Source organism: Xenorhabdus sp. PR6a, assembly GCF_028599065.1.
GTDB classification, from domain to species: Bacteria; Pseudomonadota; Gammaproteobacteria; order Enterobacterales; family Enterobacteriaceae; genus Xenorhabdus; species Xenorhabdus doucetiae.
In genome coordinates, this window is the sequence record NZ_JAQRFJ010000084.1 from 1 (window position 1) to 10,150 (window position 10,150).

Below are 10,150 nucleotides of genomic sequence, written 5' to 3' on the forward strand. Positions count from 1 at the left end.
GTATCGTGTCTACATTTTACTCAATTTGGTGGCTGTGAAAAGTTTTTAGAGGTTCCCAAATATATATTTACAGCAGAATAAAAATCTAAAATTCAGTTCTATTTAAACTTATATTTCGAGTATTTAAAACATCAATAATCCCATTGACAACATCATGAAAATTTTTGTATTTTTATGTGTAAAACAAAAAAAGGAAACAACATGTCTAACATTATATATTTAACGGTTAACGGTAAGAAACAAGGTTTAATATCTGCTGGATGCTCATCAGAAAATTCGATAGGAAATATTTATCAATGTGGTCGTGAAGATCAAATTTATATCTATGAATTAAGTCACGCCTTATATAGAGAGCAGAACGTAGCTCACTCGCCTATAACCATAAAAAAACCAATAGACAAGTCATCACCTTTACTAGGAGTAGCCATATCTAACAATGAAGAATTAGAATGCTTATTTGACATTTATAGAACTGACAGTGCAGGAGGATTATCAAAGTATTACTCATTAAAAATAACAAACGTAACTATCTCAGAAATGAGTTTTATCTGCCCAAATTCTTTAACTCATAATGACGCACAACCACAAGAAAGTGTTTCATTTAAGTATAAAAGTATAACGTGGCAACATCATTTAGCAGGTACAAGCGGGTATAGCTTTTGGGATGATAGGGTTTATTGATATGTATTCTAAATCTAGAGAAAATGATTATTACAACAACATGGTTTCTATCACAGCAAGAAGCCTCAAAGAAATATCTTTATCAGCATCAATTCTTCTTAAGAATATACCTATAAGACGGCGATTTGAAAATGAGATCTCTAATTTTTCTCAACATCATGTCAATATAGCAAACAATACAAAATCACCTGAAATAAAAAGACAGGCGATGTTAGATTTAAAAAAAGAACGTGATAATATATCATTCCAAGCAAATTCTATAAAGAATAATTTAACCAAACAATATGCTCATCTTGAAATCAGAAGAAAACTTGATTTTAGTGACTATATGCTGAAAGCTGTTGGTATTGTTATAGGTACTACACAAGTGATTACAGGAAGTGCAATAATTGCATCTAAAGTAACTGGAACAGTTGGAACAGTTGCAGGAGCAGGACTCGTAGTTCACGGTTTCGGTGCCATTGAAGAAAACGTTGGTGCAATTGTCGATAACAATGTTTTTTATAAAGGTCATTTGCGACGTGGATATGAATATAGTGCAGAACTTTTAGGTTTTAGTAAAACAGCGGGAACTCTAGTTTATGCAGGGGTTGACCTCACACTTTCAGGCTATGGACTATTCCGGAGTGCATTGAAGCCAGAGGCATGGAGATTATTTTATTATATAAACACAGATTATGTTTTTGGTTATCAACTGATGAACGGTTATGCTCTTTTTTTAGAAATTGGCGCCGACTTCATCACTATAAAATCGGCTTATGATACCTATAATGACTCTAGTTACAACAAGAAAAATTAATATCATAAAATCAGAAATCATTTCCTTTATAGTTTTTCATAAACATAAAGGATTTGTATCTCAATCTTGCAGACACCATAAACAATGTAAAAGGAATTATACAAAAAACGGCAAATAAAAAACCAATAACATTAGCTTTCTCAGCCATTAAAAAAATAAAAATAGAAACAAACAATGAAAAAAAAACTATAAATATAATCCTATAAAAACCACCACCCAATTCTTTAATCTCTTTTAGAACTCCATTACCAGACTTTTCGGCTGCAAATTTTATTTTTCCGATTTCACGCACAGTAAATCCACTATCAATCATTAACTTTTCAATACTCTTATCCATATAAGACAATCCCATTTAACAAAAATAATAAAAAACATAGCCTAATATATCACTTTATTTAACTTAATTAAAAAGCTCACTAGATAGCGTCGTCATGAAATACTCAACCAAAGAGCAAGGCAGCGGATTTGGACTGCGGCAAGAAACGATGCACTCTTTTTGGCATAACGAGTCGCTATACCACGCCAGCGCTTCAAATGGAGAAACGCGTTTTCAACCCAATGTCTGAGTCGATAGCGTTCCCGATCAGATTTTCGTTGAGCTTTGCGATTCTTGCGGCCCAGAATTTGTACCTCCATCCCTTGATTTTTCGCTTGTTGGGGTTGTGCGCCCATTTCATCGAAAAGTCCAAAGTTTTCTCGTAGCCCTTTGATATCAAGGGCTACAGAAGTGCAATTTAAGTATACCCCATGATCACAGATTAAAAGTGGCAGTTTTTATATATTTGTCATAACCTATATGGCACACCATGTTAGATCATAACTTAAATGTCACGTAGGGCAGATTATGTACATCTTTGGCTATCTTAGAGCATCAACTAGCGATCAAAACGCGAAGCGAGCACAGAGCACCTTGCAGAAGTTTGTACCACGTTTACGTAATGCGGCGATAATGTCGGCTTGGTGCCAGTCTTTTTGAGTGTAAGTCATACCTGCTACCCCTTTCCATTAATTGCTCATTGATGGTGGTGATTCAGACAGGGTTCGCGGACTGGCACTCATAACCAGCGAGACTTACGTCTCCCCCACCTGAATCACCATTGAAAGGATGATAACAGGCACACTGGCAAAATTTCTGCCAGTGTCATGAGTGACAAGGCCGCGACGCCTTGACCATTGGATTTTGCCAATGGCGGAGCTACTTTAACTGATTGGTTTATCTGGTTCAATAAGCGAATCAGTATAATTGACGATATTTTTGTATGTAGGCGGTGGGGCAGTCACATAGAAGGTGGATATAATAGGTTTATTTATGTATACAGATACGTATTATAAACATAAATATTACATGGAGGTATAATAGATGGCAGTACAGAGTGGAAATGTCGGGAGTAGTGTTGTCGCTGAATTTGGTGAGCGGTCTATGTTGGCGGCGGGTGCAAAAGCGGGTTTAAAGCCGTCATTTGCTATGTCTGCATTTATTAATAAATCTGCGGGTTCAATTGTTACTTTTGCGTCTGGTACTTGGTCTGATTATTCAGATGGTTACGAAGACACATACCCATTTTGGGGGTATTCTGGCATTTCGCCGCACAGAACTATCCTTGTGCCAAATAGGAAAATAGGAAATATAAGCCCACAATTGTACTACAAAGACAAGCAATTGTCTTTTTTGGTCGTCTTCGAACACTTAGCTGGTGGATGGCGTACGGAGGAAGAAGCTTATCTAGGTTTTAAAGACTATGCTAATGTAGGCGGTTCTTTAACGCTCAAAATCAATGATAAACCTTATGTTTTTACTGGCGGTAATCATAGTGTTGGGTCGAATGGCGCACGTAGTCCTTATATATATTTTTGTAACAATAAGGACATCAATTCGGTAATTAAAAGTGGTGGTGAAAAAAAAATATCTATTTCATAGATATAAAGGGTGTGATCAATCACACCCTTTATATAAATAACATGTATTAATTACAATGGCATGTCGATATCATATTATTCTTTATCTCCAATTCTATCTACGTCGTCACGCAGACATGACGGCCATTTTAAGCGAGGATGGCGTAAGCTGCCGTCCGGCGTAAATTCGTGGAAATTCACTTTAGCAATACGCCCCATGTATTTATCTTGATTATTCCAGATCTCATTAAGATATTGGTGCTTAATACCGTTCGCATCAACAATTACACCGTTTTCGAGACGGATGGTAACTGAACCCAAAGTATCTTTAAAACCACTATCGGCATCGCCTGGTTTAAATCCGATAATTTCACCGTCTGCTTCGTTTTCATCTTTTAACTTCCACCAACCGCGAGTACGTTTGAAGTAGTAGGGGGAATCAGGATCTTTTGCCATTTCACCTTCTTCGTTTGCATCAAGGCGAGACTTGAACAGCGTAACGTATTCTTCGTGGCTGTGTACAATACTGAAAGGCAATAATTGTACATTGACCAGTTTACCGGCTTGCTTGAACCAACTTATTAAGTGGATGATACGATCACGTAACTTAACGCCTGTATTGGCATAATTTTTCTGCTCACTTTGCGCTTGCCATTCAGGTAAGAACCAATCGAACAGCCAAAACTCAGCACCAACGGCTTTGGCGCCTTTCTTACGTAATGCAGAGACAGTGCCATTAAAGGAGCCAACCACACCCTCGCCATCAAAATAAATAGTCTGGTAACCTGACGCTACACGCAAAGCAATCATTTGGTTTTTAAGATGATCGAGTGTTGTAACCGGATTACCAGTACGGCTCAGGAACTCTACTTCATCACCGTCTACTTTACAGATTATCCGCATACCATCGAGTTTCTTTTGGGTGATCATAGGGAATTTGGCGTATTTGTTTTTCACCTCAAGTTTCAAATCGCCTTTGGCTCGATAATTAGTTGCCAGTTGTACTTCAAATTTAGGGATTTTATGATCCGTGTGTACCGAGTTAAACATAGAAATTCCGATGCCGGCTTTCGTTGTTTTAAGCAGAATTCGGCGGAACATTTCTTGTTCGTCTTCGACCATCCTAGACAAAATAGCTTCAACAGCCTGAATTGCTTGTGACCCTGTAACATTACGATTCCGCAGTTCGTCCAGTAACAGTACGATATCAGCATCTGAGACACTGCTTTCAAATGCTGGCGTCGGCCTGTCGTATTTTTTTACGCCATACATCATGAATGGGTTCAGAATATAGTGCATGTAACCGCATTCGAGAGAATTAAAACCCGCTAACATTTCCTTTTTCTTGTTAGTGCCGACCTCATTCATGGCATCGAGTTTAAGTTTTAATGCGATGAGATTATTTTTCATATTGACCTTAATTTGTTAAATTGTTTATTTATCTTTGTTGTTAATAAATTTAGTTTGAACAGAGAGTTTTATTTATAGGCTCATTCTCCTGTTTATAGGCGTCCATCATGGCGGTTTTATAAATATCGTCAGGTAACTCTGGTTTAAGTGGTTTGGAGGTGGATTTAACGTCTTCCACCTTTGTTTTGGCTATCAGCATCTTGCTACTGAACCATGACCGTTTTAACGTTGATTGTTGAGCCATTGGTCGAGCCGGATAGTTTTCAATGGATGGATCGTAATGGTCGTAAAACATGATGCGACCGGCTTTATATTCCGTCAGCATCATTAATAAAGCGGGGCAGGCGATGTTATCCAAAGCACATGAGCACTCTTTAAACATGCCGGACTTCCCAAGGCGCTTCTCTTTCTTTGCCTTAACGATGTGCTGGCATAGTGTGTATGACTGTAGATTTCCGGTTGTGTCGCAGTGGATGCGAAAAGCATTGGTGGGGCATAATGATTTATTTACGCCTTCTGGCAAATTTGTAACACTTTCTTTTACTTCTAACTTGTACATAATTATAGCCTTATAATAGTTATGCGCTTACGTATTTTGTAAGCGCATAATATCGTAATGATAGAGGCGAAAAACTAATTTAAAGCGGTTTAGAACATACCAGCCATGCCAGCCAGTTTTGATCCACGTAACTGAATATCTGCAATAGAAGACAAGGCCGCTTTCAAGCCGTAGGAAATCGCTTGCTCTTTCATCATCCCCATCTCTGCAACAGCTTTAGAGGTAAGACGTGCGGAGCGATTGATTATGTTGTCAGCGAAAGAATTGGCGAGCTGAATTAAGTCTAAGCCGGAGTTCAACTGTGTCATAATCTGCACTCCTTGATGATCCTTAATATATCGCAATACATCACCTGATTCGCCTTTAACAGTATGATAATCAGGCATAGTTGCAGATACTTTATTGTTAAATAGCAATTCCAAAGAGGCAAAGCCTGAGTTTTCCGGTAGTTTATCGTCACGTAATACGGCGTGAAATTCCGCTATTGGCATACCGATAAATTCCTCGTCGGATTGTTTCTCGTATTCACGGGTAAACGAATCAAAAACCTCCAGTGGTGGCTTAGAATCAAAATCAGAAGTAACGGCTACCAGCATATTGTCACAAAATCCAATCATGTAAGTGAGAGGCGTTCTGACCTTTGATTTGGCTGATTCTTTAATAACATCACGCATATAAACTAAATCGTATAAGGAATCTGAGTCGCGCAGGCGGATGTGCTGAATCTCAAGACACACTTTATCAGAGCTGTAAAAAAACGTTTCTGACGTGAGGCGTTCAAATTCACGCTTCATTATTTCGATACCGGTGCAGATAATATCTGGTTTTTCGTCAGCCTCAACACCATTGAATCCGTCTAGAGCCTTAATCTTGTCGATAAAAGCGGAATTATCCATTTTGCTTCTTACCTCTTTCATTTTTTCTACTTATCTTATACATATAATATGTAAATTAATACATACCGTTATAAACAAATAGCTTTATGCCCTTTGATTAATAATTCCAAAGAAAGTCGCTGATTGAACGGCTTCGAGCGGTAATAGGCTTCAATGATGTCACTATCCCCCGATCCGCCGGCATCTTGTCCCTCATTATTGAACGCCGCGATTTTGACGTTAAGACCTATGGATTGCAGTTTCTTGGCGGCTTTGATTGTGTTCTTAACCGCTTGTTTCTCTGAATCCCATAGCATCACAACGTTTTTTAAGCCCGTTTCTTTTAATGTGAGGAAGCTACCTAACTGATCTTGCCCTTCTTCCGCCAAATCACCGGAAAGGTGCATACCAAACGTACCTATAGGCTCAACATGTTCTCTGAGTGATTCTTCTTTGAATAAGGCGCGCTTAACTGCGAACACGTCAAAAACGCCCTCTAGCAGTACAACAGTAGATTTGCCCATTGCGTTATGTCCGTTATATAAAAAACGCCCGGAAGCTGGCAGAGTGGACGGGAACAGATATCTCTTCTCTGCTGTGTTGGTGACGTCACGCCCCTGAAACGTGCAGAGGTTGCCGGCCAAATCATAAATAGGGATCAGAACCCGCATCGAAAAGTCCTGCGTTGTTATTCGCTCATTAAAATCGTGATATACGTGTGAACCGTTAACGATAAATCGGAGGTCAAAGTATTTGACCAATTCAGGCGATATGTTCCTCTCAACGAGGTAATCAGGTATACGGCCATCTGGTAAAGGCAGAAGATAATGAGGCGGAAGATCGACTTTACGAATCAAATCAATCTTACTTTCCAATCTTACTTCTTTCTCTTTCGGTCGCCAGCCCTGCTCTAATAACTGAGCATCGATGTAGTTTGTTAATTCACGCTTTTCTAACCCTGAATATCGTTGCAGAAATCGGTAGACGTTGAACTGATCATCAGTAGGATGGCTACCAGCGAAACAGACACCAAGTTTTGTTTTCGGGTTAAAGTAGACTTTCCAATTATGACTGCCACATGTAGGGCATTCTCTTAAGTTCAGCTCAAGACCCGCTTTTCCGGTGGTTCTGCGGTAAGTAATGCCTTCGAGATCAAAAAACTGCTCTATGTCGAACTCGATTAACTTTTCTTTTAGATTATTGTTTATTCGCATAACCTATTATTTCTTCTGACTTATTATAAATAATAACAAAGCCACTAATGACGAGTATTATCACGGATAGTTTGTTTTTTATAGACTTTTTATGATCGGGAGTCAGGCTATGTAATATCAATAATACGTTTAATGAATCGCATCTGATCGAGGTTCTGCTCAATTCGAACACTCACTTCACCTTTTTGGTTACGGGAACCAGCGATATACAATCGAGCCTCGCCTTTAGCTTTTTCTTCTTCCGTTTTGTTAATCGTAATAATCAAGTCAGCGATACGTACTTTCTCAACGTTATCTGCTGCGTGCATCATCGTAGCGACCTCGGATGAACCACCCTCACGGTTAGTCTGTGATGCCGTTATACCTGCGACGTTATATGTATCGAAAATAGCACGGGTATCGGTGTAGATGCTTTTCACATCCTCACGTACATCACCACTTCGATAGTTAGGTTTCATCAGGTCAGCGTAGTCGATGATCAGCATATCGAGCGTTACACCGGTAGCGATAATGCCCTCAATCATACGAACAATATCGTTCGGCGCGACCGTGCCAGGCGGACGCTGAATGACGAACATTTTGCCAACCTTGCCGGTTGCCCCAAGATCTTTAAGTTTTGCTGATACACGCTCTCGGCTATCGACCAGCTCGTCCATATCTGTTTCAGATAATCGGGCATCAAACCGATCGGCCACTATCTCCTTATGAACTTCCAGAGACACGTAAAGCACGTTAAAACCCGCCAGTGCCGCGTTAACACCAAACTCGCCCATACCCGTTGACTTACCAGATTTCGCAAAACCCATGAACAGGGTCATTTCTTTACGCCCCCATCCTTTGTGATAAAGCAAAGCGTCGATTGCACGGTAACCGGTTGTGATACCTTGTGGCGGAGCTTCACCGCTGGCGCGTTTTTCACGAGCCTCAAATCGCGTAGCAGATTCAGAGAAATAGTCGTATACCTCAGTATTTCCCTGACCGCCAAGGTGCTTAACCTTATCCATGATTTGCATGGCTTTATCAAAGTCACCTTTGTCTTTGAACTCAGCAGCCTTAATCATGGCGTTATCGAAAGCAACTGAACGAGCAAATAACGTTACCTGATCAACCATATACTGAGAGTCGGTCAGCTTTACATCATTGATTTTCGCAATGGCTGTTTTCACATCAGGTACATATTCTGGTCTTATTGCCTTGGCTTTTACATCGTTGGTAATTAATGTAATTAAAGTCGGCATCGATGGCGGTTGCTTGTACATTTTGTAAAAGCGTCCGGCGGCCGAAACCAGAAACGACAGAGCCTTGTTGTCGAACTGCTTTGGCTCAACCAAGTCATGAGCCTGAGTGACAAAACGATAGTCACGGCAGTAATAAGCGGCGAGCATCGTTTGGAAATTCTCGTCAAAGCGATCCGATAATGAGGCGCTTGTGTGTTCCAATTCTAATTCTGAGGAAGACATTCAAATTTCCCTCAACAAGCGGAAGCATGAAGGTTTTGGACACTTTCAATAGATGAGTAATTCACCGTTTTGAAAGTATTAAGATCGTTGTGACCGGCTTCATCAACCAGAACTGACAGATCATCAAATTTGCGAACAAAGCCCGAAATTTTGTTACCGCTATTTGTGACAATTTCAATCGGTACGTTGTTGAATTTCAGCCACGAAAGGCGCGATTTAATAATTTCGTAATCGTGATTCATTTCTCTTTTTCCTTTAACATTAATCCATTACTGGATATTGTCATTTTCAAACAGGGCTTCTATAAAAACTTAGAGGCTTTCCTGAATTCGTTGGGGAACTGGTCTACGAAAATTTGCTGATCGATGTACTCAAGTGTGAAAACAGCCGAGAAAATCAAAAAATGTCGTTTATCAGGTCGTGCATCTGCAATTTGCCCCATCACATACTTTCTGTGAGCATCTTGGATTTCATCACCCAAGTAGTTGGTTTTTTTGAAATAATCTAACTCAGAGCCATTCAGTCGGGTTCCCTTACGCTTCTCGTTTTTCTCCGTGAAGATCTCCAACAAATCGTCCTGCCACAAATGCTGAGGGCGAGGTAATTCACCCCACTCGCGCTTTGCCGCTATCGACAACATGCTCATGATGAAATAGCCATATTCGACACCAAGCTCATCCGCCTTTTGTCTGGCTTTCCATAGTGAAGTGATGTTTGATTTTGACAGATTGATAAACGGACAACGTTTAAGCCCTGTCTTAAATGGCGCTTTGCGAAAATCTTCTCTGCCGTGTCTCAGCATGATTTGCGAGTATTCACGTTTGTAAGCTTCCGCAAATAAGATGGTGGCATCCATAGAGTGAAGATGTCGGTAATCAAACCATTTGCTATCAAACAACGCTAATTCTTTGTTAGCGCGTGACAGACCAACGTTATCAACCACCCACTGGTCTTTGTCTTGTGCCGTCCATGAGAGCATGAATTCCTGCGGGTCACCCTCTTTAATGAAATAATCCAACATTAGGCACATAGATACTTTTAACCTTCTTTACATAAGTAAATGAGTACGATTTATAGCAGTGAAAGAAACGAAAATCAATTCCGCTGAGAAGGTGTAAGTAAGAAAAGATGATAAAAAAAGAGAGCAAGACGAATGCCGTGCTCCCATAAGATATATATAGATTTTGGTATTAAACAAACAACCAAAACAAATTAAGGATCTCAATGATACCGCTTAACGTAGTATTCTCAAATAG

At 39.8% G+C, this 10,150-nt stretch carries 13 protein-coding genes; 3 read left to right on the forward strand and 10 right to left on the reverse strand.

Translation table 11 applies throughout. The features are described 5' to 3' along the window. The first annotated feature begins 201 nt into the window (after nucleotides 1–201). Entirely contained in the window at nucleotides 202–681 is a 480-nt protein-coding gene (locus PSI15_RS16065) for an Hcp family type VI secretion system effector (protein ID WP_273584406.1), read from the forward strand. Between the two features lies 1 nt (nucleotide 682). After that, nucleotides 683–1,480, forward strand: a complete 798-nt coding sequence (locus tag PSI15_RS16070) for a DUF4225 domain-containing protein (protein WP_273584407.1) — start codon at nucleotides 683–685, stop codon at nucleotides 1,478–1,480. A gap of 10 nt (nucleotides 1,481–1,490) precedes the next feature. On the opposite strand, the gene PSI15_RS16075 is transcribed toward PSI15_RS16070, so the two are convergent. From PSI15_RS16075 to PSI15_RS16085, 3 genes are all read right to left on the reverse strand, one after another. Continuing rightward, a complete protein-coding gene (locus tag PSI15_RS16075) occupies nucleotides 1,491–1,817 on the reverse strand; it encodes a hypothetical protein (protein ID WP_273584408.1) in 327 nt (108 codons plus the stop codon). Between the two features lie 92 nt (nucleotides 1,818–1,909). After that, nucleotides 1,910–2,152: a transposase gene (locus tag PSI15_RS16080; RefSeq protein WP_337928933.1), complete on the reverse strand. Its 243-nt coding sequence runs from the start codon at nucleotides 2,150–2,152 to the stop codon at nucleotides 1,910–1,912. Nucleotides 2,153–2,362: 210 nt separating this feature from the next. Beyond that, nucleotides 2,363–2,467, reverse strand: coding sequence for a helix-turn-helix domain-containing protein (locus PSI15_RS16085; protein ID WP_273584409.1), 105 nt, complete (start codon nucleotides 2,465–2,467; stop codon nucleotides 2,363–2,365). Between the two features lie 373 nt (nucleotides 2,468–2,840). Here PSI15_RS16085 and PSI15_RS16090 point away from each other — a divergent pair, with 373 nt between their 5' ends. Continuing rightward, nucleotides 2,841–3,398 (forward strand): hypothetical protein, encoded by a 558-nt coding sequence (locus PSI15_RS16090; protein ID WP_273584410.1) that lies wholly within the window; start codon nucleotides 2,841–2,843, stop codon nucleotides 3,396–3,398. Nucleotides 3,399–3,472: 74 nt separating this feature from the next. Here the strand turns inward: PSI15_RS16090 and PSI15_RS16095 are convergent, their stop codons facing one another. From PSI15_RS16095 to PSI15_RS16125, 7 genes are all read right to left on the reverse strand, one after another. Beyond that, complete coding sequence (locus PSI15_RS16095) at nucleotides 3,473–4,786, reverse strand: ATP-dependent DNA ligase (RefSeq protein ID WP_273584411.1); 1,314 nt, start codon at nucleotides 4,784–4,786, stop codon at nucleotides 3,473–3,475. Between the two features lie 49 nt (nucleotides 4,787–4,835). Then, nucleotides 4,836–5,345 (reverse strand): hypothetical protein, encoded by a 510-nt coding sequence (locus tag PSI15_RS16100; RefSeq protein WP_273584412.1) that lies wholly within the window; start codon nucleotides 5,343–5,345, stop codon nucleotides 4,836–4,838. 89 nt (nucleotides 5,346–5,434) lie between these two features. Beyond that, nucleotides 5,435–6,241, reverse strand: a complete 807-nt coding sequence (locus PSI15_RS16105; RefSeq protein ID WP_273584413.1) for a hypothetical protein — start codon at nucleotides 6,239–6,241, stop codon at nucleotides 5,435–5,437. Between the two features lie 68 nt (nucleotides 6,242–6,309). Then, the gene (locus PSI15_RS16110) at nucleotides 6,310–7,434 is read right to left on the reverse strand and encodes a DNA primase (RefSeq protein ID WP_273584414.1); all 1,125 of its coding nucleotides are present in this window, start codon (nucleotides 7,432–7,434) and stop codon (nucleotides 6,310–6,312) included. A 107-nt stretch (nucleotides 7,435–7,541) separates the two neighbouring features. Further along, nucleotides 7,542–8,894, reverse strand: a complete 1,353-nt coding sequence (locus PSI15_RS16115; protein ID WP_273584415.1) for a DnaB-like helicase C-terminal domain-containing protein — start codon at nucleotides 8,892–8,894, stop codon at nucleotides 7,542–7,544. An 11-nt stretch (nucleotides 8,895–8,905) separates the two neighbouring features. Continuing rightward, entirely contained in the window at nucleotides 8,906–9,136 is a 231-nt protein-coding gene (locus PSI15_RS16120) for an RNA chaperone Hfq (RefSeq protein WP_273584416.1), read from the reverse strand. Nucleotides 9,137–9,195: 59 nt separating this feature from the next. Beyond that, a complete protein-coding gene (locus PSI15_RS16125) occupies nucleotides 9,196–9,915 on the reverse strand; it encodes a hypothetical protein (RefSeq protein WP_273584417.1) in 720 nt (239 codons plus the stop codon). Between the last annotated feature and the right edge of the window lie 235 nt (nucleotides 9,916–10,150).

What these genes read in the sequence shown, in the direction of transcription:
- PSI15_RS16110 (WP_273584414.1), bottom strand. Translation starts at nt 7,434, where the DNA reads ATGCGAATAAACAATAATCTAAAAGAAAAGTTAATCGAGTTCGACATA.
- PSI15_RS16100 (WP_273584412.1), bottom strand. Translation starts at nt 5,345, where the DNA reads ATGTACAAGTTAGAAGTAAAAGAAAGTGTTACAAATTTGCCAGAAGGC.
- PSI15_RS16095 (WP_273584411.1), bottom strand. Translation starts at nt 4,786, where the DNA reads ATGAAAAATAATCTCATCGCATTAAAACTTAAACTCGATGCCATGAAT.
- PSI15_RS16070 (WP_273584407.1), top strand. Translation starts at nt 683, where the DNA reads ATGTATTCTAAATCTAGAGAAAATGATTATTACAACAACATGGTTTCT.
- PSI15_RS16090 (WP_273584410.1), top strand. Translation starts at nt 2,841, where the DNA reads ATGGCAGTACAGAGTGGAAATGTCGGGAGTAGTGTTGTCGCTGAATTT.
- PSI15_RS16115 (WP_273584415.1), bottom strand. Translation starts at nt 8,894, where the DNA reads ATGTCTTCCTCAGAATTAGAATTGGAACACACAAGCGCCTCATTATCG.
- PSI15_RS16080 (WP_337928933.1), bottom strand. Translation starts at nt 2,152, where the DNA reads ATGGGCGCACAACCCCAACAAGCGAAAAATCAAGGGATGGAGGTACAA.
- PSI15_RS16120 (WP_273584416.1), bottom strand. Translation starts at nt 9,136, where the DNA reads ATGAATCACGATTACGAAATTATTAAATCGCGCCTTTCGTGGCTGAAA.
- PSI15_RS16075 (WP_273584408.1), bottom strand. Translation starts at nt 1,817, where the DNA reads ATGGATAAGAGTATTGAAAAGTTAATGATTGATAGTGGATTTACTGTG.
- PSI15_RS16065 (WP_273584406.1), top strand. Translation starts at nt 202, where the DNA reads ATGTCTAACATTATATATTTAACGGTTAACGGTAAGAAACAAGGTTTA.
- PSI15_RS16085 (WP_273584409.1), bottom strand. Translation starts at nt 2,467, where the DNA reads ATGACTTACACTCAAAAAGACTGGCACCAAGCCGACATTATCGCCGCA.
- PSI15_RS16105 (WP_273584413.1), bottom strand. Translation starts at nt 6,241, where the DNA reads ATGGATAATTCCGCTTTTATCGACAAGATTAAGGCTCTAGACGGATTC.
- PSI15_RS16125 (WP_273584417.1), bottom strand. Translation starts at nt 9,915, where the DNA reads ATGTTGGATTATTTCATTAAAGAGGGTGACCCGCAGGAATTCATGCTC.